At 70.1% G+C, this 26,370-nt stretch carries 27 protein-coding genes; 18 read left to right on the top strand and 9 right to left on the bottom strand.

The features are described from left to right. Positions 1–27: 27 nt before the first annotated feature. Complete coding sequence (locus GC203_RS01650; RefSeq protein WP_293450669.1) at positions 28–1,035, bottom strand: alpha/beta hydrolase; 1,008 nt, start codon at positions 1,033–1,035, stop codon at positions 28–30. Between the two features lie 124 nt (positions 1,036–1,159). On the opposite strand from GC203_RS01650, the gene GC203_RS01645 reads away from it, so the two are divergent. Beyond that, positions 1,160–1,579: a PaaI family thioesterase gene (locus GC203_RS01645; RefSeq protein ID WP_293450667.1), complete on the top strand. Its 420-nt coding sequence runs from the start codon at positions 1,160–1,162 to the stop codon at positions 1,577–1,579. Positions 1,580–1,685: 106 nt separating this feature from the next. Then, positions 1,686–2,498 carry a PEPxxWA-CTERM sorting domain-containing protein gene (locus GC203_RS01640; protein WP_293450665.1) on the top strand — a complete coding sequence of 271 codons (813 nt, stop codon included), beginning with the start codon at positions 1,686–1,688 and terminating at the stop codon, positions 2,496–2,498. Here the strand turns inward: GC203_RS01640 and GC203_RS01635 are convergent. From GC203_RS01635 to GC203_RS01625, 3 genes are read right to left on the bottom strand one after another with little or no spacing between them, the layout of a single operon-like run. After that, positions 2,479–3,288, bottom strand: a complete 810-nt coding sequence (locus tag GC203_RS01635; protein WP_293450663.1) for an alpha/beta hydrolase — start codon at positions 3,286–3,288, stop codon at positions 2,479–2,481. The two genes, GC203_RS01640 and GC203_RS01635, sit on opposite strands and share 20 nt — an antisense overlap. A gap of 2 nt (positions 3,289–3,290) precedes the next feature. Beyond that, entirely contained in the window at positions 3,291–3,902 is a 612-nt protein-coding gene (locus GC203_RS01630) for a hydrolase (RefSeq protein WP_293450661.1), read from the bottom strand. Positions 3,903–3,929: 27 nt separating this feature from the next. Then, positions 3,930–5,291, bottom strand: a complete 1,362-nt coding sequence (locus tag GC203_RS01625; protein WP_293450659.1) for an alpha/beta fold hydrolase — start codon at positions 5,289–5,291, stop codon at positions 3,930–3,932. Positions 5,292–5,508: 217 nt separating this feature from the next. Between GC203_RS01625 and GC203_RS01620 the strand changes: the two genes are divergently transcribed. Further along, positions 5,509–8,229, top strand: a complete 2,721-nt coding sequence (locus GC203_RS01620) for a winged helix-turn-helix domain-containing protein (RefSeq protein WP_293450657.1) — start codon at positions 5,509–5,511, stop codon at positions 8,227–8,229. Here GC203_RS01620 and GC203_RS01615 read toward each other — a convergent pair. Then, complete coding sequence (locus GC203_RS01615) at positions 8,214–8,591, bottom strand: VOC family protein (protein ID WP_293450655.1); 378 nt, start codon at positions 8,589–8,591, stop codon at positions 8,214–8,216. The two genes, GC203_RS01620 and GC203_RS01615, sit on opposite strands and share 16 nt — an antisense overlap. A 190-nt stretch (positions 8,592–8,781) precedes the next feature. Here GC203_RS01615 and GC203_RS01610 point away from each other — a divergent pair, with 190 nt between their 5' ends. The 4 genes from GC203_RS01610 to GC203_RS01595 all read left to right on the top strand — a co-directional run bounded on the left by GC203_RS01610 (position 8,782) and on the right by GC203_RS01595 (position 10,481). Continuing rightward, complete coding sequence (locus GC203_RS01610; RefSeq protein WP_293450653.1) at positions 8,782–8,988, top strand: hypothetical protein; 207 nt, start codon at positions 8,782–8,784, stop codon at positions 8,986–8,988. Between the two features lie 63 nt (positions 8,989–9,051). Further along, complete coding sequence (locus GC203_RS01605; protein ID WP_293450761.1) at positions 9,052–9,771, top strand: calcium-binding protein; 720 nt, start codon at positions 9,052–9,054, stop codon at positions 9,769–9,771. Between the two features lie 42 nt (positions 9,772–9,813). Then, entirely contained in the window at positions 9,814–9,951 is a 138-nt protein-coding gene (locus GC203_RS01600; protein ID WP_293450651.1) for a hypothetical protein, read from the top strand. Between the two features lie 62 nt (positions 9,952–10,013). Then, on the top strand, positions 10,014–10,481 hold the full coding sequence (locus GC203_RS01595) for an HtaA domain-containing protein (protein WP_293450649.1): 468 nt from the start codon (positions 10,014–10,016) through the stop codon (positions 10,479–10,481). Between the two features lie 13 nt (positions 10,482–10,494). On the opposite strand, the gene folE is transcribed toward GC203_RS01595, so the two are convergent. Continuing rightward, positions 10,495–11,127, bottom strand: a complete 633-nt coding sequence (gene folE, locus GC203_RS01590; RefSeq protein ID WP_293450647.1) for a GTP cyclohydrolase I FolE — start codon at positions 11,125–11,127, stop codon at positions 10,495–10,497. A gap of 166 nt (positions 11,128–11,293) precedes the next feature. Here folE and cysS point away from each other — a divergent pair, with 166 nt between their 5' ends. Then, a complete protein-coding gene (gene cysS, locus GC203_RS01585; RefSeq protein WP_293450645.1) occupies positions 11,294–12,721 on the top strand; it encodes a cysteine--tRNA ligase in 1,428 nt (475 codons plus the stop codon). Then, entirely contained in the window at positions 12,721–13,287 is a 567-nt protein-coding gene (locus tag GC203_RS01580) for an SRPBCC domain-containing protein (RefSeq protein WP_293450643.1), read from the top strand. Before cysS ends, GC203_RS01580 begins: the two co-directional genes overlap by 1 nt. Before the next feature lie 170 nt (positions 13,288–13,457). On the opposite strand, the gene GC203_RS01575 is transcribed toward GC203_RS01580, so the two are convergent. Next, on the bottom strand, positions 13,458–14,528 hold the full coding sequence (locus tag GC203_RS01575) for a sensor histidine kinase (RefSeq protein WP_293450641.1): 1,071 nt from the start codon (positions 14,526–14,528) through the stop codon (positions 13,458–13,460). Positions 14,529–14,688: 160 nt separating this feature from the next. On the opposite strand from GC203_RS01575, the gene GC203_RS01570 reads away from it, so the two are divergent. From GC203_RS01570 to GC203_RS01560, 3 genes are all read left to right on the top strand, one after another. Then, on the top strand, positions 14,689–16,923 hold the full coding sequence (locus tag GC203_RS01570; protein WP_293450639.1) for an arylsulfatase: 2,235 nt from the start codon (positions 14,689–14,691) through the stop codon (positions 16,921–16,923). A gap of 4 nt (positions 16,924–16,927) precedes the next feature. Further along, the gene (locus GC203_RS01565) at positions 16,928–18,076 is read left to right on the top strand and encodes a glutathione S-transferase N-terminal domain-containing protein (RefSeq protein WP_293450637.1); all 1,149 of its coding nucleotides are present in this window, start codon (positions 16,928–16,930) and stop codon (positions 18,074–18,076) included. A 94-nt stretch (positions 18,077–18,170) separates the two neighbouring features. Continuing rightward, positions 18,171–19,454, top strand: coding sequence for an aminotransferase class V-fold PLP-dependent enzyme (locus tag GC203_RS01560; RefSeq protein WP_293450635.1), 1,284 nt, complete (start codon positions 18,171–18,173; stop codon positions 19,452–19,454). Between the two features lie 181 nt (positions 19,455–19,635). On the opposite strand, the gene GC203_RS01555 is transcribed toward GC203_RS01560, so the two are convergent. After that, positions 19,636–20,379: a LamG-like jellyroll fold domain-containing protein gene (locus GC203_RS01555; RefSeq protein WP_293450633.1), complete on the bottom strand. Its 744-nt coding sequence runs from the start codon at positions 20,377–20,379 to the stop codon at positions 19,636–19,638. 122 nt (positions 20,380–20,501) lie between these two features. On the opposite strand from GC203_RS01555, the gene GC203_RS01550 reads away from it, so the two are divergent. After that, positions 20,502–20,963: an iron-sulfur cluster assembly scaffold protein gene (locus GC203_RS01550; protein WP_293450631.1), complete on the top strand. Its 462-nt coding sequence runs from the start codon at positions 20,502–20,504 to the stop codon at positions 20,961–20,963. Continuing rightward, positions 20,935–21,228 carry a YciI family protein gene (locus GC203_RS01545; RefSeq protein WP_293450629.1) on the top strand — a complete coding sequence of 98 codons (294 nt, stop codon included), beginning with the start codon at positions 20,935–20,937 and terminating at the stop codon, positions 21,226–21,228. Before GC203_RS01550 ends, GC203_RS01545 begins: the two co-directional genes overlap by 29 nt. A gap of 135 nt (positions 21,229–21,363) precedes the next feature. On the opposite strand, the gene GC203_RS01540 is transcribed toward GC203_RS01545, so the two are convergent. After that, on the bottom strand, positions 21,364–22,161 hold the full coding sequence (locus GC203_RS01540) for an SDR family oxidoreductase (protein ID WP_293450627.1): 798 nt from the start codon (positions 22,159–22,161) through the stop codon (positions 21,364–21,366). 286 nt (positions 22,162–22,447) lie between these two features. On the opposite strand from GC203_RS01540, the gene GC203_RS01535 reads away from it, so the two are divergent. From GC203_RS01535 to GC203_RS01520, 4 genes are all read left to right on the top strand, one after another. After that, complete coding sequence (locus GC203_RS01535) at positions 22,448–23,185, top strand: PEPxxWA-CTERM sorting domain-containing protein (protein WP_293450625.1); 738 nt, start codon at positions 22,448–22,450, stop codon at positions 23,183–23,185. A gap of 561 nt (positions 23,186–23,746) precedes the next feature. Then, entirely contained in the window at positions 23,747–24,970 is a 1,224-nt protein-coding gene (locus tag GC203_RS01530) for a DUF262 domain-containing protein (RefSeq protein WP_293450623.1), read from the top strand. Further along, positions 24,963–25,739: a HEPN domain-containing protein gene (locus GC203_RS01525; RefSeq protein ID WP_293450621.1), complete on the top strand. Its 777-nt coding sequence runs from the start codon at positions 24,963–24,965 to the stop codon at positions 25,737–25,739. The genes GC203_RS01530 and GC203_RS01525 overlap by 8 nt, the downstream gene beginning before the upstream one ends. Positions 25,740–25,879: 140 nt before the next feature. Then, a partial coding sequence (locus tag GC203_RS01520) for a hypothetical protein (protein ID WP_293450620.1) occupies positions 25,880–26,370 on the top strand: 491 nt, incomplete at its 3' end.

Below are 26,370 nucleotides of genomic sequence, written 5' to 3'. Positions count from 1 at the left end.
CGAACCGTCCCGCCGCGCGCCTCGCGCTTAACGCGCGAGGTGCTTGTCGAAGAACGCGGCCATCTCGCCGAAGGCCACGGCCGATTCCGGGCCGTCGAAGGCGAAGATGTATTCCGCGTGGCTCATCGCCTCGTACGCCTCCAGCTGCGAGGTCACCCCGGCGGCCCGCAGGGCGCGGTGGGTGCGCACCGTGTCGCTGAGCAGGATGTCGCGCGTGCCCGTGGTCAGGATGCTGGGCGGGAAGCCGGCGAAGTCGCCGTAGACCGGCGACACCAGCGGATCGCTCACCGGCGCGTCCCCCGCGTACAGCTTCGCCATGGCCTGGGCGAAGGCGTCGAAGCGCGAGAAGATCCCGTCCACCTCGGCGTTCACCTGATAGCTGTCGCTGGCGCCGGTCAGGTCGACCCAGGGCGTGCCGAGGCCCAGGGCGCCCGGCAGCGGGCGGCCCAGCGCCTTCAGCTTCAGGGTCATGGCCAGCGTCATGCCGCCGCCCGCCGAGGTGCCGAACGCCCCCATCTTCGCCGGGTCGTTGTCCTTCAGCAGCGCCGTCCACACCGCCACCGCGTCGTCGACGCCGGCGGGGAAGGGGTGGTCCGGCGGCATCCGGTAGTCGACCGAGATCACCTTCAGCCCGCTGTAATGGGCGCCCAGCACCGCCTCGCCCGTGCTGGCCTCGCCGCCGTTCATCACATAGCCGCCGCCGTGGAAGTGCACGAGCAGCCGCCCGCCCGCCCTGGCCGCGTCGTAGCCCGCCGGAACGATCTCGCGCACGGTGACGCCCGCGATCTCGCCCTTGGTCTCGGTGTGCGGGAACATCTGCGCCAGCACCGGCCTCAGCGCCAGGGTCTGGGCGTCGGCGCCCGCGATGAACGCCCTCCACGCCTCGGCCGTCCGCGGCGCTTCGTTCATCGGGATGCGCGGGGCCGCGGCCAGCATCGAGATCGAGCGCTGGAGCTGCGGGCTGACGGTGGACGGCACGTCGAGCCGCTTGGCGGGAATGTCGCGTGGCGTGTGGATGGGTCCGGTGTCGTCCATGGCGTCTTCCCCCAGCATTGGGCGTGTCCCCGCCCGTCCCGGCCATCCTCGCCGCTCGGCCGCGGATTGGCGAGTCCCCGCGGCTCGGTTATCCGGGCGCTCCGTTCGCTTGAGGAGCCGCCCGATGTCCGACGCTGTTGCGCCCACCCTTCAGACCACCCTCGGCCAGGTCCGGGTGGCGTCGAACGAGGGCGGCCGCGCCGTCATCGAGTACGAGGTCGGCCCCCACATGTGCCACTCGGGCGGCGTGGCCCAGGGCGGCTTCGTCTGCGGCTGGATCGATGCGGCCATGGCGCACGCCTCCATCGGCCTCCTGCCCGACATGACGCCCATGTCGCTGGAGCTGAAGGTCAGCTACTTCGCCCCGGCGCGCCCCGGCCGGGTGATCGCCGAGGGCTGGATCGAGCGCCGCGGCCGCGCCACCTGCTTCGCCGAGGGCCGCCTGACCGATCCCGCCGGCAATGTGCTCGCCAAGGCCAGCTCCACCATCCGCCTGATCCCCCGCGAGGCCGTCGAGGCCGCCGCGAAGAAGGCCCTCGGCTAGCCTTTCGACGCGCCACCCCCATTCGGGTGAGGCGAGCGCCCGGGGCGGCCTGCGATAGGCGGCGCGGGCGGCGACCGCATCGGGCGGCGCGCCTCAGGGGATAGTCATGAGTTTCAAGCGTGGGTTGGCCGGCCTGGGTCTGGGCGCGGCGCTGACGATTGCGGCCTGCGGTTCGGCGCAGGCGGCGGCGATCGACGTGGTCGCCTATACGACGGGGGGCGTCACAGTCATCGACTTCGAGGACGTCGCCTCGACCGTCTATCCCGGCGTCACCTACGACGGCCTGCTCACCTCGCGCGGCGCCGTCTTCGGCGAGCGCTTCCAGGGCCAGACGCTGTCGACCGTCACCGACATCTACACCGGCGCGCCGCTCGACGTCCTGTCGGGCGCGCCCGTCGGCCCGCTCTCGCTCGTCGCCGGGGCGGCCGGCCAGAACCTCGCCGTCGGCCAGGACGGCCTGACCGCCAACCTCGTGCCTTGCGGCGCCTACGGCTGCTCCAACCCCAACGGCTACGGCGAGGGCGCCTTCGCCGTGCTGTTCTCGGGGCCGATCTCCTACTTCGGCTTCCAGCAGCTGTTCGGCAGCGGGCCGGGCCTGACCACGGTCGACTTCTTCGACACCTCGGGCGGGCTGATCCAGCGCGTGACCGTCAACACCGTGGGCGCCTACGCCTTCGCGCGCGCCGGCGGCGTGAAGGACATCGCCGGGGTTTCCGTCTTCACCACCGATCCCGGCGGCCTGTCCTACGACAACCTCGTCTACGACGCCCCGGCCGCGGCGTCGGGCGGCGGCGCGACGGGCGGCGTCCCCGAGCCGTCCGCCTGGGCGCTGATGATCCTGGGCTTCGGCGGGGCGGGCGCCATGCTCCGCCGCCGCCCCCGCGGGCCTGGGCTGGCGGCTATGCGAACCGCTGGATGAAGCCGAGGGCCGCGTCGGCCACCTCGCGCCAGCCCGCATCGACGATGAGCGAGTGGCCGCGGTCCGACATGAGGACGAACTCAGAGGCGGCGGCGCGGTTGCGCTTCTGGCGGTCGTAGACGGCCTGGGTCACGGCGGGCGGGGCGCTGTGGTCCTGGCCGCCCGCGACGATCAGCAACGGCCCGCGGCAGGGCGCCAGCACGTCGACCCGGGCCTCGGTCCAGGGGTCGAGGCCGGCCGTCGCCGCCTGCAGCACCGGCCGGCGCGGCGCCGGCGCGGCATAGGTCTCGAACAGGGCCTCGCCCTCGGCGGGGGACACGGCGTTGGCGAAGGCGTAGCGGAACTGCGCGGCGCTCAATCTCACCCAGCCCCGCGCGTCGGCGGGCGCGGCCAGCGCCGGCCACGCCGCGCGCAGCGCCGGGAGCGACAGCGGGGCCGCGCCCCGGAAGGGCGCCGGCGCCACGGCGACCGTGGCGGCCGACAGCCCCTCGGCCGCCAGCATCTGGGCGATCAGGGCGCCGAGCGAATGGCCGACGATCGCCGGGCGGTTGTTGAGCGCCTCGACGATGCGGGTGAACCGCCGGCGGGCCGCGCCCAGGGTCGCCCTGGCCGCGAGGTCGTCGCCGTCCGGCCACGCCGGCTGCAGCGACGCGTATCCGGCCTTCTCGAAGAGCGCGGCCCACGGGGCCCAGGCGCGGGCGCTCAGCCACGGCCCGTGGACAAAGAGCACCGGTTGCTTGCCCTCCGCGTTGGCGCGCTCCACCGCGCTGGCCCAAGAGGGCCCGGCCATGGTCAATGGCCCTCGACGGAGAACAGGATCTCGGAGAAGCCCGGAACGGTCTCGGCGCGGTTCCAGTCCCGCTGCAACTCGCAGATCAGCTGCACCCAGCTCGTCGGCTTGGCCCCCGCCTGGACGAGGCGCAGCAGCCCGGCCTGGTGGGCGAGGAGCGAGGTGCCGCCGACCGCGTCGACCACCGGATAGACCTCGAAGCCCTCGGCCATCGCGTCCAGCGCCGGATGCACGAGGCAGACCTCGGTCCAGAGCGCGGTCATGATCAGCTTCCTGCGTCCCGTGGCGCGGACGGCGGCCACGAAGTCCTCGTCCTCCCAGGCGTTGATCGACGTGCGGTCGATGGGCGTGATCTCGGGGAAGACCTCGGCGATCTGGTGGATCGTCGGCTGGTTGCGCCCGGTGGCCACGTTGACCGTCGCGATGACGGTCGGCAGGCCGTAGAGCTTCGCGGTCCTGGCGACGGCGGTGATGTTGGTCACCAGCGTCCGCTTCTCCATGGATTGGATCGAGCTCACCTGCACCGGTTGGTAGTCGATGATCACCAGCGCCGCGTTCTGGGGCGTCAGCAGATGATCGGTGGTCGGGTCGCGAATCTCGGCGAACGAGGTCATTGGGGGCTCCTTGCTGGAATGTTGGGGTCAGTGGCTCGCCGCGGCGACGTAGGTCGTGTCGCTGGGGCCCATGCCGGTCAGCCGGACGACGGCGGGTTCGCCGCGGGTGAAGGCGAAGTGCGGCGCGCCCGCGGGCTCGGTGTAGAAGCCGCCCGCGGTCAGCGGCTTCACCGCCGCGTCGCCGGCCTTGGCGCCGTATCCGAAGTACCAGGCCCCCGAAATCACCGTGGCGAAGCGGTCGTCGCGGTGGGTGTGGGCGGCGATCGCCGTGTTGGCCGGCACGTGGATTTCCAGCGCGTAGGGGCCGGGCTTGGCGGGGTCGCCGTAGAGCAGGACGGTGCGCAGGCCGGTCACGCCGGAGGTGCCCGCGCCCGCCCCGGCCATGGGCGCCGCCATCGCCTGGTCGAGCGAGATGGCCGTCGGGGCCAGGCGGTCGCCGGCCGGCGTCGCGGCGTGCGCGTCCAGGAATTCGTGGATCGCCGCCACCGTGGCGGCCGGCTGCTCTTCCATCAGCCAGTGGCCGGCGCCGGGAATCACCCGCTCCTCGACGTCGTTGGCCCCCGCCTCCGCGACCACCGCCATCATCGGCCCGAACGACTTCTCGCCGCCGATCGCCAGCACGGGCATGGTCAGCTTGCCGTGCGCCGCCAGCCAGGCGCGATTGTCGATGGCGTCCTGGTCGAAGGCGGCGAACTGGGCGAAGCCGGCGTGCATCCGCCCCGGCGCGGAATAGAGCTTGGCGTAGTGGACCCGGTCCGCCTCGGGGAACTGCGCCGGCACGGCCGAGAACTCGTTCCAGAAGCGGTCGAGGTAGATGCGCTCGCGGCCCGCGACCAGCCGCTCCATGTCGGGGCCGCCGAACCGGAAGTGCCAGAGCAGGGGGTTCTTCAGCACCTCGTCCCAGGGGCCGACCCCCGGCACCGGGGCGTCCATCAGCACCAGCTTCGCCACCCGGTCGGGATGCTGCTCGGCGAAGGCGAAGGCGACCATGTTGCCGATGTCGTGGGCGACCACGTCGGCGCGCGGCGTGTGCAGCGCGTCCATCACGCCGGCGATGTCCTCCGCCTCGTTCATCTTGTCGAAGCCGCTGTCGGCGCGGGCCGACAGGCCCATGCCGCGCAGGTCGGGGACGATCACCGTGTGGTCGCGGGCGAGGTCCCCGGCCAGCGGGACCCACATGTCGCCGGTGTCGCCATAGCCGTGCAGCAGCACCACGGCCGGTCCGGTTCCACCGACCCGGACGTGCAGGGTGGTTCCGTTGGTCGGGACCTCCTGGATGCGGAAGCCGGGGGGGAAGTCGAAGCTCGCGGCGGAGGCCGCGGGCGAGCCGAGCGCGGCGGCCGCGGCGCCGGCCAGGACCATCTGGCGGAGTAGGCTGGAAGGGTTCAAGGCGCATTCTCCATCGGACCTGGGGCGGGGCGGGGAGGCGCCGCGGCCGTGTGCAAGCTGCGCCACCCCGGCTCGCCCCGCTCGTTCGGTGTTGTTAAGAATCGCAAACGTCGGCCGGGCTGCCGCACTGCGCGCTTGCGCGCGCCGCGCGCGTGCGCTGCAAGTCGTTCTGCGGCGTGTCGCCGCTGCGTTTCACTTGCAACAGAGGTGCGGCCGCATGCCCGACGCCGCCATTCTCAGCTTCGATGGCTTCGAGCTGTCGATCGGGCGGCGTACGCTCTCACGCGACGGGCGGACCCTGCGTATCGGCAGCCGGGCCATGGACATCCTGCTCCTGCTCGCCGAACGCCCCGGCGAGCTCGTCACCAAGGAGGAGATCCGCGCGCGCCTGTGGCCCGACGTCTTCGTCGAGGAGGCCGGCCTGCGGGTCCACGTGTCGGCGCTGCGCAAGGCGCTCGGCGGTCCCGAGGGCGACCCCATCCGGACCGTGGCTGGACGGGGCTACATCCTGGCCGCGCCGGTCACCCGCCTTCCGGCGCAGGAGCCGGCGCCGCGGCCACCGCCGGACCACGGCCTCCCGATGCGCCTGGACCGCCTGATCGGCCGTGACGCCGCCGTGGCGAGCCTGGCGCAGCAGGTTCTCGAAAAGCGGTTCGTCACTGTCCTGGGTCCCGGGGGGATCGGCAAGACCAGCGTCGCGCTGGCCGTGGCCGCGCGTCTGGCCGAGGCCTTCGCCGACGGCGTGCGCTTCGTCGACCTGGCGACCCTGGACGACCCGGAGACCGCGGCGGGCGCCCTGGCCATCGCCCTGGGCCTTCCCGCCGTTTCGGAAGTCAGCCCGAAGGCGCTGGCCGCGCCGCTGGCCGGCAAGCGGCTGCTGGTCGTGCTGGACAACTGCGAGCGCCTGGCCGACGCCGCCGCGACCGTCGCCGAGGCCCTGTTGCGCGCCGCGCCCGGTCTCTGCGTCCTGGCCACCAGCCGCGAGGCGCTGCGGGCCGAGGGCGAGTGGGTCCACCGCCTGCCGCCGCTGGCCACGCCGTCGACGATCCCCGGCCGCCCCGACGAGGCCCTGCGCTTCAGCGCCGTGGAGCTGTTCGTCGAGCGGGCGAACGCCGCGAGCGGGGGCTACAGCCTTTCCCCGGCGGACTGCCCGGGCGTGGCGGAGATCTGCCGCCGGCTCGACGGCCTCCCGCTCGCCATCGAGCTCGCGGCCACCAACCTCGCCAGCCTCGGCGTGAGCGGCATCCTGGCGGGCCTCGATGACCGCCTGACCCTGCTGACCGGGGGCCGGCGCACGGCCCAGTCGCGCCACCAGACCCTGCGCGCCGCCCTCGACTGGAGCTTCGACCTGCTGGACCCCGAGGAGCAGGCGGTGTTCCGCCGCCTGTCGGTCATTGCGGGCCGGTTCGACTTCGACCTGGCCTGCGCCGTCGCGAACGGCGCCGACGGCTCGCCGCAGCACCTTCGCCGGATCGCCGACGACCTCACGCGCAAGTCGCTGATCGCAACCGAGTCTCGGGCTGGCGGCGTCCGCTATCGCCTCTTGGAGACGAACCGGGTCTACGGCGCGGAGAAGCTCGCGGATTCGGCGGAGGCCGACATCGTCATGCGGCGCTACGCCGAGGCGACGCTGGCGTTCTTCCGCGCCGACGGCGGATCCTGGGCGACCATCGGCAGCGACGCCTGGCTCGGGCTGCACGCGGCCCGTCTGGAGGACGCGCGCGCGGTGCTCGATTGGACGTTCGCCGGGCGCGACGACGACACCCTGCTGGGTCGGGCGATCACGACCGAGCTGACCAAGATCTGGCTTCACCTTGGCCTGGTGCGCGAGTGTCTCTCGTGGTGCCGGCGCGCGCTCGCCGCGCCGCTCCCCGCCGGCGCCCACGCCGAGGCCTTCGAGATGCAGATCCAGCACGCGTTCGGCGTGGCGCACGGGTTCACGCTCGGAAATGACCGCGGCGGACGCCCGCCGCTCGTCGCCACCCTCGATCTCGCCCAGCGGCTGGGCGACCACGACTACGTGATGCGGGGCCTGTGGTCGATGGCGAGCCTGGAGCTGAACGAGGGCAAACTGGATCGGGCGCTCGACTACGCCCGGCAGCTCCGCGACACCGCGGCGGGCGCGCACCAGGCGGCCGAGCAACTCGTGGGCGAGCGCCTGATGGGCTGCGCCCTGCATCTCCTGGGCCGCCACTCCGAGGCGCGCCCGGTGCTGGAAAAGGTCGGTCGGGCCTTCGCGGAGGTTGATCGGAGCGCCTACACGAGCCGCTTCCAGTTCGACCAGCTGGTGCTGACGCAGGGGTTTCTGGCCTGGATCGACTGGATCGGGGGCGACGCCGAGGCGGCGCGCGCGGGCATCGAGGCGACGGTGGCCGAAGCGGTGCGCGGAGGCCAGCCGGCCTCCCTGGGCTTCGCGCTCGACTCCGCCATCACGCTGGCGATCCTACGCGGCGAGCTGGATGCGGCCGAGCGGACCTCGCGCCGGCTGGGCGAAATGGGCGCGAACATCGGTTTCGACATCTGGATGATCCGCGCCGAAATCCAGCGGGCGATCATCCAGGTTCGGTCGGGCGACGCCGCCGGCGGTCTTCCGCGGTTGCAGGCCGCGCTTCCGCGCTCCGCCTGGAGCATGGCGACCTACCGCACGCCCTACTTCCTCGCCGAGATGGCGCAGGCCGAGATGGACATGGGCGCCCCCGAAAAGGCCCTGGCGGCCATCGACGACGCCATCGGCTGGTTCGGCGGAACCGACGACTTCTGGTGCGCCCCCGAGTGCTTCCGGGTGAAGGCCGAGGTGCTGCGGCGGCACGGCGGCGCCAACGCCACGCGTGAGGCCGACGCGCTGCTCGAACGCGCCCACGCCGTGGCCGAGCGCCACGGCGCGCAGGCCTGGCTCCGCCGCCTTGCCTCGGCCGACGGCCCTCAGCCCATCCGGTAGAGCCCGCACAGCTTGTTGCCGTCGGGGTCGCGCAGGTAGGCGAGGTACAGCTTGCCAGTGGGCCCCTCGCGCACGCCGGGCGGGTCCTCGATGGAGACGCCGCCGTTGGCCACGCCCGCGGCGTGCCAGGCGTCGGCCTGCTCCGAGCTCGCGCAGGCGAAGCCGATGGTGCTGCCGTTGCCCACCGTGGCGGACTCGCCGTCGATCGGCAGGGAGGCGGCGAACACCCCGTTGGGCGTCATCCAGAACACCCGGTGGCGATCCACGAAGCCCGGCCCGGCGCCCAGCGCGCCCAGCACCGCGTCATAGAACGTCTTCGCCCGCTCCAGGTCGTTCACGCCCACCATCACATGCGAATACATCTTCGGGTCTCCTCCTCGGGCGGCGCGCGCCTGCGCCCCGCGTCCCGCCACACCTAGGCGAAGATCGCGGCCCTGGCGACGCTCTCCCCGCGTCAGCCGCGCCCGCAAGTTAACGATTTCCGAAAATCGGTCCGAAACGCTGTCGCGGCAGTCTGGCCCGGACAGTTTCCGAGAGAGCGGACGCCTCGCCATGACCTATGTCGCCCTGCCCGTGGCCGGCGCCGCCGACCGGCAGGTGTTCGTCAATCCCGAGCAGGTCGTCTGCCTCATGGACGAGGGCCCGCGCCGCACCCAGGTGGTCACCACCGGGCTGTCGTCGGCCGCCTCGATCACCCTCGTGGTGGGGCTGGCCGCCGACGAGGTGGTGCGGCGCCTCCAGGCCGGCGGCGCGGCTTGAGGCGCCGGTTGAAACTTTCGCCCGCGTCGCGGGTTTCCGACGGAATCGAAGGGGGTGGCTGACATGGCCTATGTGCTGGACGAACTCGATCGCGATCTGATGCGCGCGCCCTCCACGGGCGACGGCGCGGCCGTCGGGCCGCTGGCTTCCACCAGCGAGGACCCGCCGGACGATCCTGACAAGCAGGACGACGACGACCTGGAGATCGAAGGCTCCGACGGCGACGACCACATCGTGGGCGGCCGCGGCCAGGACCAGCTCCATGGCGCCAAGGGCGACGACGACATCTCCGGCGGCGATGCGCACGACGCCCTCAACGGCAACGCCGGCAACGACACCGTCTCGGGCGGCGACGGCGACGACTGGGTGCTGGGCGGCAAGGACGACGACGTGCTGCACGGCGACGCCGGCGACGACCTCGTCTACGGCAACATCGGCGACGACTCCGCGACGGGCGACGACGGCAATGACGTCGTCCGCGGCGGCCAGGGGAACGACACCCTCGACGGCGGCGCCGGCGACGATTTCATCTCCGGCGACAAGGGCGACGACCTCCTGACCGGCGGCGCCGGCGCCGACACCTTCAACGTCTTCGCCGGCGGCGGGGACGACGTGATCACCGACTTCCACGCCGCCGAGGGCGACCGCCTGCGCATCGAGGGCAATGTCCCCTACACGGTGGAGCAGGTGGATGGCGACGTGGTCGTCCACCTCACCGGCGGCGCCAGCGTCACCCTGCAGGGCGTCGACCTGGCGACCCTGCCCGAGGGCTGGATCGTCTAGCGCCACCTAAATTCCGCCCGCATCGCCGCGTCTCCTGCGGCGATGCGACTGGCGCCCGAGACTTTCCGCAACGACGCGATCTGGTGGATCGGCGCCATCGCCGCGGCGGTCGCGGTGGTGTTCTTCGTGCTGAACGCGATGGCCCGCCGCCCGCAGCGGCCGCCCGACGACGAGAGCTAGACCTTCTCCGCCGAGCCGCTATGCCTGGGCGCCCGCACGCAGCGCACCCGGGAGACCGCCCCATGCCGACGATCGCCACCCTCACCTGGGGCGTGAAGCAGAGTTTCCGCGGCTATGTCGAGGCCTCGGGGGGCACGGTCGCGGCCGGGGCCGGCGCCGAGCGCGCGCCCGACGGCGCCTTCGCCTTCGCCGCCGCCCCGGGCGGGAGCCTGGCCCTCGACGCCCAGGGCCGGCCCCAGGGCATCGGCGGCTTTTCAGGCGAGGTCGCCTTCGAGGCCCACGGCGGCATGCTCAAGGTCTTCTTCGCCGATCCGGCCGTGGAGATCGGCGCCGACGGAGCGGTCCTCACCGTCGCCGACAGCCCCGCCCGCGACCGCCGCATCGCGCTCGCCAAGCTCGACCTTTCCGCCGCCGCGCCCGGCGAGGCGGGCGAGACCGTCATCCCCGCCGCCATCACCCTCGACGGCATGTTCCTGCTGGGCGACCACTACCCGCCCGGAACCCCGCTCGATCCCGTGCGCCTGGGCTAGAGGCCTTCCCCCGCTACCGCCGGTTCGCGAAGTCCAGGAACCGCTGGCGCAGCGTCGGGTCGGTCTTGAAGGCGCCGGTGAACTGGGTGGTGATCGTGCTCACGTGGCGGTGGTGCACGCCGCGGGTGGTCATGCACTGGTGCGTCGCGTCGATCATCACGGCCACGCCGGCGGGCCGCAGGTTGTCGCTGATCGCGTCGACGATCTGCTGGGTCATGGTCTCCTGGGTCTGCAGCCGGCGGGCGTAGATCTCGACCACCTTGGCCAGCTTGGAGAGGCCCACGACCCGGTTGGTCGGCATGTAGGCCACGAACGCCTTGCCCAGGAACGGCGCCATGTGGTGTTCGCAGTGGCTCTCCACCTCGATGTCGCGCAGCATGACGATGTCGTCGTAGCCCTGGACGTCCTCGAAGGTGCGGCTCAGCTCCTTGGCCGGGTCGAGGTTGTAGCCCTCGAACCACTCGGCGTAGGCGTCCACCACCCGCTTCGGCGTGTCGATCACCCCTTCGCGGCGCGGGTCGTCGCCGGCCCAGGCGATCAGCGTGCGCACGGCCTCCAGGGCCTCCTCGCGCGTCGGCCGCGTGAAGGGCTCGAGGTTTCCGTCGTCGGACCCGATGAGGGTTCGCTCGCGCGAAACAGCGTCCATGTCTGAGCGTTCTTCCCAGGGCTGAGTTGCGCCGGGGCGAAGGCCCCGGAAATGACGCGTGCCACCCTTTTCACATCGGACGTCGGGCGCATGGCCTCCAGTCCGGACGGTCTGTATATGGGGCCAAGCCCTTAGCGGGCAACCGTGCCGCAACGTTAGCTAGACCATGAGCCTGAAGCTTTACGACACCATGACCCGCGCCAAGCGGGAATTCGTCCCCGCCGACCCCGACCGGGTGACGATGTATGTCTGTGGGCCGACGGTCTACAACTACGCCCACATCGGCAATTTCCGGCCGGTGGTGGTGTTCGACCTGCTGTTCCGCGTCCTGCGCCGCCTCTATGGCGAGGGCCACGTCCTCTATGCGGCCAACGTCACCGACGTGGACGACAAGATCAACCGGAAGGCCGCCGACGAGGGCGTGCCGATCTCGGTGGTCACCGACCGCTACCTGGAGGCCTACAACGCCGACGCCGCGGCCCTGGGCGCGCTGCCGCCCACCTTCCAGCCGCGCGCCACCCAGACCATGGACGCGATCATCGCCATGATCGGCGACCTCGTGCGCAACAACGCCGCCTACGCCGCCGAGGGCCACGTCCTGTTCGCCACCGAGGCGTTCGCCGACTACGGCAAGCTGTCGGGCAAGCCGCTGGACGACCTGATCGCCGGCGCCCGCGTCGACGTGGCGCCCTACAAGAAGGACCCCCGCGACTTCGTGCTCTGGAAGCCCTCCAAGCCGGGCGAGCCGGTGTGGGAGAGCCCGTGGGGGCCGGGCCGTCCGGGCTGGCACATCGAGTGCACCGCGATGATCGCGCAGAGCCTGGGCCTGCCGATCGACATCCATGGCGGCGGCGTCGACCTCGTCTTCCCGCACCATGAGAACGAGCTGGCCCAGGGCGTCTGCTCCGGCCACGGGCGCGACTACGCCCACTACTGGCTGCACAACGGCTTCCTCAACATGGCCGACGAGAAGATGAGCAAGAGCCTCGGCAACGTGGCGCTGGCGCACGATCTCCTGAAGTCGTGGCCGGGCGAGGTGCTGCGCTGGGCGCTGCTGTCGGGCCACTACCGCCAGGGCCTCGACTGGACCGACAGCCTGCTCGACCAGGCCAAGAGCGCGCTGGACCGGCTCTATCGGGTGCTGGACGATTCCGCCCGGTTCCTGGCCGGCGCGCCGGCCCCCGACGGCGCCCAGAGCCCGGCGGGCGCGGCCGAGCATGCCGAGGTCGAGCGCGCCCTGCACGACGACCTGAACACCCCGGCCGCCTTCGCCGCGCTGTTCCAACTGGCCGACAAGCTCCGCGCCGCGGTCATGGCCAGGGACGCACGCGCCGTGGCCAGCAGCCGCGGCCTGCTGCTCGACGCCGCCAACCTGATGGGCTTCCTCACCGCCGACCCGCAGGCCTGGTTCCAGAGCGGCGCCGACGACGACCTCAAGGCTCGGGTCGAGGACCTGATCGCCGCCCGCCAGGCCGCGCGCGCGGCCAAGGACTGGCCCGAGGCCGACCGCATCCGCGCCGAGCTGGCCGCCCTCAACGTCGAGGTGATGGACGGGCCCAACGGCGCCACCTGGCGCGTGAAGGAGCAGGCGTGATGGCCTTCAAGCCCGGTCCCGACCTCAAGGCCGGCCCGTTCGGGCGCAAGGGTTCGCTGGGGCCGAAGATCACCACGCCCGGCCAGGTGAAGCCGCCTCCGCCCAAGGGCCCCAGCGGCGTCCGCGTCGAGGACCGCATCGGCGTCCAGGCGCCGGCCGAGGTGGTCTGGGAGGTGGTCTACGACCTGGGGCGCTGGGCCGACTGGAACCCCACCTATCCCCGCGCCGAGGGCGAGATCCGCATCGGCGGGACGCTGTCGCTCACCCTGGCCCTGCCCGGCGAGGCGCACCAGGAACTGCGCCCCAAGGTGCTCGAATGGGTGCCGAACGAACAGCTCCACTGGCGGCTCACCATGCTGGGCGGGATGATCAGCACCCTGCGCTACATCGAGATCGAGGCGCTGGCGCCCGAAAGCTGCGTCGTCAGCAACGGCGAGTTCTTCGGCGGCCTGATGGGCCCGTCCCTGGGCCGGCGCATGGGCCGCACCGTCCGTCGCGGCTTCCAGGCGATGAACGAGGCGCTGAAGGCCCGCGCCGAGGCGATCTGGGCCGAGCGGGAAGGGTAGGGCGTCATCCCGGACGAAGGGCGCGCGGCGCCCGAAGATCCGGGACCCAGCCGCTCAAACGCCGACGCGGTCAACCGGAGCAGCTTCACCGCCGTGCGGCTGGATCCCGGCTCTCCGCGCTCGTGCGAGCGCTGCGGCCGGGATGACGCTGTCGCGTGGCCTCCGCTTCCCTACGCCGCCTCGGCCAGCCGGATCCGTTCCGTCAGCGGCGCGCGGATCGTGCAGATGATGCCCGTCTTGGCGAACTCGATGGTCACCTCGCCGCCGAGTTCGCCGGCCACGCCGTGCTCCAGCAGGCGCGAGCCGAACCCGCGGTCGCGCGGCGTGCGCACGAGCGGTCCGCCGGTCTCGCGCCAGACGATCCAGACGTGGTCGCCGCCCTGCCGCGTCACCTCGATATCCACCCGGCCCGCGCCCAGCCACGCGCCGTGCTTCAGCGCGTTGGTGGTCAGTTCGTGCAGCGCCATGCCGAGGCTGACCGCCAGGTTCGGGTCCAGCCGCAGGTTGGGGCCGGTGTACGTATAGGGGCGCCCATAGGGCTGCAGCGTCGCCTCGGTCAGCTCGCGGAGCGTCGCGCTCTCCCACTGGTGCTGCACAAGCAGGTTGTGCGTCGACGACAGGGCGATCAGCCGGTCGATGAACAGGTCGCGCGCGTCCTCCATCCTGTCGGAATCGCGCAGGGTCTGGGTGGCCACCGACTGCACCGAGGCCAGGGTGTTCTTCACCCGGTGGTTCAGCTCGTCCAGCAGCAGCTTCTGGCGCGCCTCGTGCTCGCGCATCTCGACCATGGTGTCCATGGCGCCGCGCAGCTCGGCCAGCGCCCGGTCGCGTTCGGCGAGGCTCGCCTGCAGCATGCGGGTGGAGGGCAGGGCCAGGGCCTTGGGCAGGAGCGGCCAGATCGCCACCGCCGTCGCCAGCGAGACGGCCGCGGTCGCCACCTTGAACAGCGCCTCGATCCCGTAGTCGGCGTGCCAGAGCGTCCAGACCGCCATGAAGTGGGTGACGCCGCACAGCAGGATGAACGCGACGAACATCCACACCAGCCAGCTGAAGCGCACGTCGGGCCGCCGGTAGACGAACGCCCCGAGCGCCAGCGGGATCGAGAAATAGGCCAGCCCGATCACGGTGTCCGACCCGGCGTGAGTCCACAGCAACGCCGGCCGCCACAGCAGGCATATGCCGTGCGGATTGAGCGCGCCGGTTTCGAAGAAGCCCCTGACGGCTTCCCAAACCCCGTTCATCGACACCCTCCCGAATCATCGGGACCCGACCAATTGGTACAACCTCTGGATGATGACGTCATCGCATATGGTGTAGCTTTGGCCCCTGGCTTGGCGCGGCGCCTTGCCTTCGCCATGCTGAACGTTCAAGTCGGGGAAAAGTATCGGCATGGGGAGTGTCATGACTGGCCGGATCGCGCGCACCGTGGCGGAGTCGACGCCCCACTGGCCGGAATCGCCCCGCCCGCCCAAGGGCGCCCCGAACATCCTGGTGGTCCTGTTCGACGACGTTGGGTTCTCGGACTTCGGCTGTTACGGCTCGCCGATCCGCACTCCCGTCATCGACCGGCTGGCGTCCGAAGGGCTGCGCTTCTCCGGCTTCCACACCACCGCCATGTGCTCGACCACCCGCGCGGCCCTGCTCACCGGGCGTAACCACCACTCGGTGGGCGTGGGCTGCCTGGCCAACTTCGACTCGGGCTTCCCGGGCTACCGCGGCAAGATCGCCCGCGAGGCGGGAACCCTGCCCGAGATGCTCAAGCCCCACGGCTACCGCAGCTACATGGTGGGCAAGTGGCACGTCACGCCGCTCACCGAGACCGGTCCCTCCGGGCCGTTCGACGGCTGGCCCCTGGGCCGTGGCTTCGACCGCTTCTACGGCTTCATGGACGCCGAGACCGACCAGTACGCGCCCGAGCTGGTGCGCGACAACACGCCGGTCCCGCCGCCCGGGACCTACGCCGACGGCTATCACCTGACCGCCGACCTCGTGGACCAGTCGATCCGCTACATCGCCGACCACACGGCCGATGCGCCCGACACGCCCTGGCTCCTGTGGCTGGCGCCCGGCGCCTGCCACGCGCCCCACCAGGCCCCGGCCGACCTCATCAAGGGCTACGACGCCGTCTTCGCCGAGGGCTGGGACGTCGAGCGCGAGCGCCGGCTGGCGCGCCAGAAGGCCATGGGCCTTGTGCCCCCCGACACCCGCCTGCCGCCCCGCAACGACGGGGTGAAGCCCTGGGCCGAGCACACCGACGACGAGCGCGCCGTCTTCACCCGCCTGCAGTCGGCCTTCGCCGCCATGCTCGACCACGCCGACACCCACCTCGGCCGCCTCGTCGACTTCCTGGAGCGCGCGGGCCTGCGCGACGACACCCTGATCCTGGTGATGAGCGACAACGGCGCCTCGCAGGAGGGCGGCCCCAACGGCTTCGTCAACGCCATGGGCCCGTTCAACTTCCGCGGCGAGCCGATGGCCGAGAAGGTGGCCCGCATCGACGACATCGGCGGCCCCGACACCCACTCGAACTTCCCGTGGGGCTGGGCGATGGCCTCCAACACCCCGCTGCGCCGCTACAAGCAGAACACCCACGGCGGCGGCATCCGCGATCCGCTGGTGGTCTCCTGGCCCGCGCGCCTGCCGCAGGCGGGCGAGATCCGCGACCGCTTCGCCCACGCCTGCGACGTGGTTCCCACCCTGCTCGACCTGATCGGCGTCGAGCCGCCCGCCAGCGTCCAGGGCGTGGCCCAGGCGCCGCTGGAGGGCGAGAGCTTCGCCGCGGCGCTCACCGACCCGGCCGCCCCGTCGCGCTCGAAGTCGCAGTACTTCGAGATGTTCGGCCACCGCGGCCTCTGGAAGGACGGCTGGAAGGCCGTGGCGTTCCACCCCTCGGGCTACGCCTTCGACGACGACAAGTGGGAGCTCTACCACCTCGACGCCGACTTCTCGGAGACCGACGACCTGGCCGAGCGCGAGCCGGAGAAGCTCAAGGCCCTGGTCGACGACTGGTGGGCCGCCGCCGAGGCCCACAAGGTGCTGCCGCTCGACGACCGCTTCGGGCCCCGGTTCGCGGAGAACTCGGCCCGCTACCACGGCGCGCGGCCGCGCTTCGTCTTCCACGCCGGCATGGGCCACCTGCCCACCGACGTCGCCCCCGACGTGCGCGCTCGCACCTACCGGATCGAGGCCGACGTGGCCCGCCTGCAGGGCGGCGAGGAGGGGGTGCTGATCGCCCACGGCGACGCCACCAGCGGCTACAGCCTCTATCTCAAGGGCGGCCGGCTGCATCACACGCTAAACATCGGCGGCCAGAAGACCACCGCGGTCTCCGACGCTCCGGTCCCGGCCGGCGCCACCCGGCTGGGCGTGCTGGCGGTCCGCGACGAGGCGGGCGCGCGCACCTTCACGCTCACGGTCGACGGCCGCGCCGCCGGCTCGGCCGTGGCCAACACCGGCTTCAACACCCTGATCTCGTGGTCGGGCCTCGACATCGGCCTCGACCGGGGCAGTCCCGTGGCCGACTACGCCGCCCCCTTCGCCTTCACCGGGACGCTGAAGAAGGTCACCGTCTCCATGGACGCCGACCAGGCGCTCGACGGCGAGGCCGTGGGCGAGGCCGAGATGGCGCGGCAATAGCGGCATGACCTATCGCCTCTATGGAACGCCGGGCTCGCTCTACACGGGCAAGGCGCGGTCCTACCTGATCAAGCAGGGCGTGCCGTTCGAGAACCGCGCGGCCGGCGAGGCCCGCTTCCGCGCCGAGATCGTGCCCAAGATCGGCCGCTGGATCATCCCGGTCCTGGAGACGCCGGCGGGCGAGCTGATCCAGGACGGCTCGGAGATCATCGCCCACTTCGAGGCCGAGGGGCGCGCGCGGCTCCCGGCCTATCCCGCCACGCCCCTGCACCGGCTGGTCGCCCAGGTGTTCGAGCTGTTCGGCGGCGAGGGCCTGCTGCGCCCGGCCATGCACTACCGCTGGAATTTCGACGACACCAACCGGGCGTTCCTGGAGCGCGACTTCCCCGCCGCGCTCGCCCCCACCGGCGCCTCCGAGGCCGCCCAGGCCGAGGTGTTCGCCATGGCCAGCGGGCGGATGCGCAAGGCGATGGCCGGCTTCGGCGTCTCGCCCGAGACCATCCCGGCGGTGGAGGCCGCCTACGCCGAGTTCCTGCGGCTGTTCGACGACCACCTGGCCGGCTCGCCCTACCTGCTGGGCGGGGCGCCCAGCCTCGGCGACTACGGCCTGATCGCCCCGCTCTACGCCCACCTCGCGCGCGACCCCTATCCGGCCCGGATGATGCAGCGCACGGCCTTCCGGGTCTGGCGCTGGGTCGAGCGCATGAACGCCGCCGACCAGGACGCCGGCGAATACGGCTGCCCGCCGCCCGAGCTGTTCGCCGACGACGCGGTCCCCGAGACCCTCAAGCGCCTGCTGCGCTTCGTGGCCGAGGACTACCTGCCCGAGGTCGAGGCCTTCGTCGCCTTCACCAACGCCTGGCTGGCCGACCATCCGGGCCTCGAGCCGGGCACGAACGGCATGCCCCGCACCCAGGACCGCGTCATCGGCCAAACCGCCTTCGCCTGGCGCGGCCACGAGCTGCGGGTCAACGTCATGCCCTACCGCGTCTACCTGCTCCAGAAGGTCCAGGCCGTGGTCGACGAGGCCGCGCCGCCGGCCCGCGCCGCCATGCGGGCCCTGCTGGACGAGACGGGGCTCTCCGGCCTGCTCGACCTGCGCGTCGCGCGCCGGGTCGAGCGCCGGGGCCAGCTCGAGGTCTGGGGCGCCTAGAGGCCTCTAGATCGAAGGACGTGCTCTAGAAGTTCGCCAGGCGGCTACTGTCGCCAAACCATCGCTTGACGCCGAGGGCGCGGGCGGGTCGGAGATGGCCCTGCAGCAGCCGGAGCCCGCCATGCAGATGTCCCGCCGCGCCGTCCTCGCCGCCGGAGCCGCCGCGTCGATCGCCGCGCCCGCCGCCGCGGCCGCCGATCCCGCCGTCCTCGCCCGCGACGAGGGCTACTGGGCCAAGGTGGGCGGCCTGTTCGACGCCCCGCCGCCCGGCGTCATCCAGCTCGAGAACGGCATGTTCGGCGCCATGACCCGCGCCGTCCGCGTCGCCTACGAGCAGAAGGTCGACCGCATCAACCGCGAGACCACCCTCTATCTCCGCGGCCCCGTGAACGCCGACGTCCAGGCCGTCCGCGCCAAGGCCGCCCGCCTGCTGGGCGTCGACCCCGACGAGATCGCCTGGACCCGCGGCGGCACGGAATCGATGCTCACCCTGATCGGCGGCTACAACCGGCTGAAGCCCGGCGACGCCGTCCTCTACGCCGACCTCGACTACGACAGCATGCAGGCCGGCATCCGCTCGCTGGCCAAGGTGCGCGGCGTCCGCGTGGTGAAGATCGACCTGCCCGAGCCCGTCTCCCGCGACAGCCTGATCGCCGCCTACGACGCCGCGCTCACGGCCAATCCCGACGTGCGGCTGATGCTGCTCACCCACCTCAGCCACCGCACCGGCCTGATCCCGCCGGTCAAGGAGATCACCGCTCTGGCCCGCTCCAGGGGCGTCGACGTGCTGCTCGACTGCGGCCACGCCCTGGGCCAGACCGAGTTCGCGCTGCGCGACCTCGGCGTCGATTTCGCCGGCCTCAACCTGCACAAGTGGATCGGCAGCCCGCTGGGCGTGGGCCTCGTCTACATCCGGAAGGACCGCATCCCCGACATCGACGTCTCGATCCTGGAGGGGCCGTCCCCGCGCATCGACGCGCGCATCCACACCGGCACGGTCAACTACGCCGCCGTCCTGGCCGTCGCCGACGCCATCGACGCCCACGAGGCCATCGGGCTCGCCAACAAGGCCCACCGCCTGCGCTACCTGCGCGACCGCTGGGCCGAGGCGGTGCGCGGCGTTCCCGGCGTCGAGGTGCTGACCCCGAACGACCCGGCCCTGCACGCGGGCATCACCTCGTTCCGCCTGGCCGGCCGCACCAGCCCCGCCGACAACATCGCCCTGAAGAAGGCCCTGTTCGACCGCTACCGCATCTTCACGGTCGAGCGCCTGGGCGTGGCCCGGGGCGCCTGCGTCCGCGTCTCCCCGTCCTTCGTCAACGACGCCGCCCAGATGGACAAGCTCGCCGCCGCCATCCGGGAACTGGCGAAGGCCTAGAGCCTGTATTCTATCCCGCTCGTCCCGGCGAAGGCCGGGATCCAGATGGAGGGCTCTTGAGGTGGGTTCTGGAGGCTCCGAGGCCAGCCAATCCGCCTCGGCGTTTCGAGATCTGGATCCCGGCCTTCGCCGGGATGAGCGGACGTCGTCGAACTCGCCGGCTTCGACTTGAGTTCGGTCCCTAGGCGAGCGCGGTCCCGCGTCGCCGCAGCGCCGCGCCGGCGCCGGCGAAGCCCAGGATCATCAGCGCCCACGTCGCCGGCTCGGGCACGCCGCCCACGCCGCCGTAGGGCGTCGGCTGGCCGCCGCCGTACAGGCTGGCGACCTCCTCGCCGGTCAGCGCCCGGTCGTAGGTCTGGATGAAGTCCACATAGCCCGGCGCCTCTTCGGCCTGGTCGTCGATGAAGAACAGCAGTGCGCCCGGCACGGTCGAGCTGCCGAAGGCCGCCGTGGTCAGCGCCGACGCCCCGTCGAGGTAGACCGTCGCGCCCGCCGTGCTGCGGCTGAAGACCAGGTGGTGCATCTCGCCCAGCGAGAACGCCGCGCCGTCGATGGCGCCGCCCTCGTAGTAGTCCACCTTCGGCCCGCCCGAGCTGTGCACGTAGAGCCCGTTGTCGGTCCCGCTGCCGTTCAGGATCCGCGAATAGGCCCCGGCGCTGTCGAAGCGGAAGAAGATCTCCACGGAATAGACCGCCGGGTCGGCGAACGCGCCGGTCAGCGACAGGCCCTCGCCCGCGTCGAAGGCGACCCCGCCGGCTCCCAGCGTCGCGCTCCCCACCAGGCTGAGCGTGGCCCCGCCGATGCTGTCGGCCAGGTCGCCGTCGAGGGCGAAGCTGTGGTCGGGCATGACCACCGCGTGCGCGGCGGCCGGGATCGAAAGGGCCATCGCCAGCAGGGCGGCGTTGGCGGCGGTCTTGAGCTTCACCTGAAAGTCCCCCGAAGTCTGTCACCCCAGACTAGGCGCCGGCGCCCGGCGGAGCCTCCCCCGTTCGGGGGTGTCGAAGCGGCGGAATTGACACGGCCCCTCCCACCCCCGACCTAGGAGCCATGATCGACGACCTCTACTCGGCCAAGGTGCTGCGGCTGGCGGCGGTGACGCCCCGCCTGGGCCGGCTGGCCGACGCCCACGCCTCCTCGGAGAAGGTCTCCAAGCTGTGCGGCAGCCGGGTGACGGTCGACGTCAAGGTCGACGGCGACACGGTCGTCGACTTCGCCCAGGACGTGAAGGCCTGCGCGCTCGGCCAGGCCGCCGCCTCGGTGCTGGGCGAGCACGTCATGGGCGCCAGCCTCGCCGAGATCGAGGCCGCCCGCGACGGCCTGCGCGCCATGCTCAAGGCCGGCGGCCCCCCGCCCGCCGGCCGTTTCGCCGATCTGGCGCTGCTCGAGGCCGTAAAGGACTACCCCGCGCGCCACACATCGACGATGCTGGCGTTCGAGGCCGCCGCCGAGGCGGTCCGCACCGCTGTGGAGCGTAACGCCGATGCCGGACTTCATCTTCCTGATGCATGACGACGCCCCCGGCGGCGCGCGGCTCGACTGGGACCCCTACCTCACCCGCCTGCGCGAGGCGGGCGTCTTCCAGGGCGGCAGCGCCATCGGCGCCGGCGCCTGCGTGAAGAAGTCGGGCGAGGCGCCCGAGCCCACCGCCCACATCTCGGGCTTCGTCCGCGTCACCGCCGACAGCCTCGCCGGCGCCCAGGCCCTGCTCCCCGGCAACCCCGTCTTCGAAGCCGGCGGCACGGTCGAGATCCGCGAACTCCCCGTCGGCAGCTAGGCGCTCCGCCGAAGGCGCGATCGTCTCAAACCACGGATTTCACCGATTCCACGGATCGGCGCCGGCGCCATCCGTGTCCATCCGTGCAATCCGTGGTTCCAAATTCCTCCCGCCGCCTGCGGCGGGGGAGGAAGGTCACAGCGCGAACGAGAACCCCCCGTTCACCGGATAGACCTGCCCCGTGATCCAGGCCGAGGCGTCGCTGGCCAGGAACTGCACCATGTTGGCGATGTCATCGGGCCGCCCGGGCCGGCGGATGATGTACTTCTCCAGCGTGCGCTTCAGCCGCTCGGGGTCGCCGTTCAGCGTGCGCTCCACCGCCGGCGTGGCGGTCAGCGCGATGGCCACCGAATTGGCCGTGATCCCGTAGCGGCCCAGCGAGCGCGCCACCGAGCGCATGAAGCCCGCCGCGCCCGCCTTGGCCCCGGCGTAGATCTCCAGCCCCGCGTCGCCCCACCGGCTGGCGTCGGAGATGATGGTGATGATCCGCCCCGGCGCCTGGCGCTCCAGCATGCCGGGGATCACCGCGGCGGTGCAGTTCATCACGCCGTACAGGTTCACGCCGATGAAGCTGTTCCACACCTCCGGTCCGGTCTCCCAGAACGGCTTGCCCAGCTCGGCCGAGGGGTTGGCGCCGGCGTTGCCGGCGTTGTTGACCAGCACGCCCACCGCGCCCAGGTCGGCGGCGGCCTTGGCCACCATTTCCTTCACCGCGGCGTGGTCCGAGACGTCGCATTGCAGGGCGATCGCCTTGCCGCCGGCCGCCTTGATCTCCTCGGCCACCGCCTCGGCGCGCTCCAGCACGTAGTCGTTGACCACCACCCCGCCCGAGCCCTTGGCGTCGGCCAGTTGCAGCGCCACCTGCCGCCCCACGCCCTGTCCGGCCCCGGTCACCAGCGCCACGCGCCCGCCCAGGTCGAGAATATCGCTCATCGGTGCTCCTCCCATGCCTGCGCGTCCTGCGCGCTTGAGCGGAAGGATGAGGCGCCTGACGTGGGGGACGGCGACACCGTTTGCGGTTCCCCGGCCTTCCCGTCGCGCCTTGGTCGCTTCGTCGATTCTTCGTCGCAGCCCGCTCTCCGCGCCGGCCGTTCTGCGCCATGACCCCCCGCGCGTCGCATCTTGAGACGAAATTGGAGGTCGAACAGTGAAGTGGGGTTTGTTGGCGCTCGCCGCCTTTGCCGTCTTGCCGGGCCAGGCGGCCCACGCGGCGCAATTTGTGATCACGTCGGACATCTACGGCCCGACCGGCTACGTCACCAGCTACGTCGGGCCCGGCGCCGAGAACGCAACGGTCGGCGCCATCTCCGACGGCGGCCGCGACGCCTTCGACGGATGGGGCTTCTACAAGGCCACGGGCGGCTTCGCGCTCTCGCGCCAGACGGAAGCCTTCACCGACCAGAACCTGTTCCGCTTCTTCGACACCTTCACCAACACCGGCGCCGAGACCGTGACCCAGACCGTCACCTTCTTCGGCAACCTGGGCTCCGACAGCTACACCTACACCGAGGCGCGCGGCCCCGGATATCTGGTGACCTGCCAGCGCCTGAACGGCGTCTGCGTGGGCGATCCGGTGGTGGGCGCCGTCCATGGCGGCAACGGCCTGGGCGTCCAGACGCTGGCGGGGGAGGAGTACCGCGTGAACTACACGCTCACCCTCGCGCCGGGACAGAGCGCCAGCCTGCTCAACTACGCCGTCCTCGCCTCCACCCTGGTCGGCGGCACGACCCGCGACGACGTGGTGATCGCCGCCGAGCGCGCCTTCGCGCTGACCAGCGATCCCTTCCTCGACGGCCTCACCGCGGCCCAGCGGCGCCGGGTGGTCAACTTCGACCTCGACGTCCCGCAGGGCGTGCCCGAGCCGGCGACCTGGGCGATGATGCTGGCCGGCTTCGGCCTCATCGGCGCCGCCGTGCGCCGCCGCCGCGCCCGGCCCCTCGCGTTCGGGCAGGCCTGACACCCTTTCAGCTCCTCTCCCACGACGCTGGCGCGTCCGGGAGAGGAGCAGGGCGGATCATCTGACGCCTACCTCCCCCGCCAAAGGCGGCGGGAGGGGGACCATCGGCCGAGGCCGCAGGCCGAAGAGCCGATGGTGGAGGGGGCAGGCCGCGCGCACTGCGCCGTGACCGCCTGACCGCTATCAGCTCGGGATGGGTATCGTGTCCCCGGAATCCACCGTCATCGTTCCGCCTCCCATGCCTGCGCGTCCCGCGCTTGGGAGAGGAGTTAAAGGTCCCTGACGTGGGGGACGGCGAGGGCGAGGCGGACTTCAATTCCGCATTCCGGGCATTCACTTCAAGGCGAAAAGTGGACGCCTTGTGACTAGGCCAAGCGCATCCCATGGGGCAATCTCGACGAGCGAGCTGACGAGCTGTGCTCCGTCTAACTAACGTTCCTCAAGACTTTGCTTTGGCCACGCCTCCCGAGGGAGTTGATTAGCCCAACCGACGTGCGTCAATTTCGGGGAGCGCTCGCCAACCCATTGCTCGAACGAGCTGAGAGACTGAAGGCTTAGAACGTGACAGATCAATACGCCGACGACTTGAGCGATGAAGACACTCCCCCGGCTGCTGGCGGCATGGTGGTCGCGGCAGGCCTGTCAGACAAGCAAATCGAAAAGACGTTCGAAACCGGGCGCCTCCGCGTTGTTCAAGAGAAGAACGATCTCTTTCTGTCTCACGTTATCCAATTCATTGGCGGTTCAGGCGAGGGTATTTGGAGCAACTTGCGTCCTGAATATCAGCGTAGATTGAGGTGGGACGTTAAGAAGAAATCGAAATTGATCGAGAGTTTCATAATGAATATACCAGTGCCTCCGGTATTTCTGTACGAGAAGGATCTCGGACGATTTGAGGTTATGGATGGTCAGCAACGACTCAATACTATTGCGGAGTTTTTCGGGAACAAATTCAGCCTCGAGGGCCTGGATATATGGGAAGCTCTGAACGGAAGAAACTATAGTACGCTGCCACCTCTGGTTAGAAGGGGATTAGATAGGGCAAAAATATCAGCTATTACTCTAATGTCTGATAATAGCTCGCCGAAGGAAGACAGTATAGACTTAAGGGCTCAGGTATTCGATCGGCTAAACAGGGGTGGTGAGCGTCTGAATCAACAAGAGTTGCGAAATTCGTTGTACTCCGGTTCATTTAATTCCTTACTTATTTCGCTTTCTGGCCTCCCCGCCTTTACGGATGCGTGGGATATCCCCAGCCATAAAGACAATACGCTTGCAGACGATTCGCTCAGCCCGGCGCTTGTCGAGAACCCTCTATTCAAACGAATGGCAGACGTCGAAATCGTGCTCCGCTTTTTCGCGTTCCGCGGGCCCAAGAAGCTGTCCGGCTCCGTCAGGTCCATGCTTGATGAAACCATGAAAGAATGGCGTCATTTCAGTCAGGACAAACAAGAAGAATTCGAAGCTGAATTTAAAGCCGCATTAAGCTTGTGCATCGACGTGTACAGGGAGGATACCTTCCGACTGCCCCGGCAGAATCCAGGCAAGCCGGGTCGTCTATCGAGGCCACTATACGATGCTGAGATGATCGCAATGTTCCATCTAAGAGAATATTCCGGACTCATCAAAGCAAAGCGGGACTCCATTCGTCCGGCTGTTCTCGCCCTAGCGGCGCCTAGCGGCGAAAAATATGATTTGATGGTTGGGCGAGGAAATACTGCGACCACGATTGAGGAGCGCATTTCTACGGTAGAGAGCGTAATTCGAGAAATTATAGATGTCTAAGTTGGGTGATGCGAAATCTATAGCAAATCATTATATAGATGAGATTTCATCTATGATCGAAATTCGCGCTGCCTATAGCAATATTGTAGTTGGCCGTGCGGGGCAATTGTTTCAGACGTTTAAAGATGATGAGCGCGCAAAAGGTGCGCTAGAGATTGCTCTTAGGCATAAGACTGTTGATGCCGCCGCGTTTTACAGGCCGCTAATTGTTCAGCTTAACGGCGTATTTGAGCGATATATTCGCGACTTAGTTAGAGCAGTCATTGAAGATCGATTTGAGACTGCAAAAAGTTATCAGGCGTTGAAAAGAACCTTTCGGAATAGTCATGTATATCACGCATCTAGGATTTTATACTATATTAAGACAGGATCAATCATGGGTTCAGCGTATAATTTTGATTCACTTCTTGACAATCTTGGAATAAATCTTTCTGGTAGTGCGCCTATAAAGCTCAATGCGGAAATTTATACAAAGATAATGGGGAATTGCACATCAGATCGCCTTAAGAGTCTTTTTGTCGACCTCGAATTACCTGATCCATTCGGTGATCGCCTCGGTAAGAATGCCCAGTTGAAGGCCTACTTCGCCGACAAGGCGAAGGGGCGGGTAGCTGAACGAGCCAGCGAGGAGTTGGATCGCCAAATTGATCTCCGAAACAACATTGTGCATGGCGAGATGACGCTGTCGGTCGATCTTGCTCAACTCAACGATAGTCTGGCCTATTTCAGAGCCCTCATCGATGGGCTGGATGAGCTAGTCAGAGTCTGATTTCTCCGCGCGTGCTTCTAGTCAGCGAACAGGCCGCCAAAAATTGCCTGAGCCTACAGGCGGACCTTCCCAGGGTCGCCTAGGAGGCACGAACTCCCCCTACGTCCGCTTCTGTCGCACCGGCCCTCCACACTCCCGCCATGTCCACCGCGGCGACCGATCGTGACCTGGGGATGCTGGCCTGGCTGGCCGAGCGCGACATGGAGGCCGTGGCCCACGCCCATGCCCGCTTCCTGGCCGCGACCGAGCCCGACGACGTCGCCGCCCTGGGGCGCACCTATCAGAAGGTCTCGCGCTGCCTGCGCAGCACGCTCGCGCTGAAGATGAAGGCCGCCGAGCGGCGGGCCGAGCGCGCGGCGCCTCCAACCGCCCTGTCGTCCATCGAAGCCCTGGCCCGCGACGCGCAGGTCGACGCGCGCACCGTCGAGCTGCAGGACGCCATGGACCGCATCGCCGCCGCCGCCGTCCCCGACCCCGCCGAGCGCGACGCCGTGCTCGACAGCTTCGACTACATCCTCGACGACTGGTCCGAGGCGGCCGACTACCTCGACGCCGACCTCGACGACCTCGTGGCCCGCGCCTGCCGCCTGCTGCTCCTGCCCCAGGACCTCGCCGCGACCTGGCGCACCCT

The organism is Phenylobacterium sp., from assembly GCF_016124325.1.
In the GTDB taxonomy this organism is placed as follows: Bacteria; Pseudomonadota; Alphaproteobacteria; order Caulobacterales; family Caulobacteraceae; genus Phenylobacterium.
Note: the sequence above shows the minus strand (reverse complement) of the source record. Positions and strands in the feature narration are given on the sequence as shown.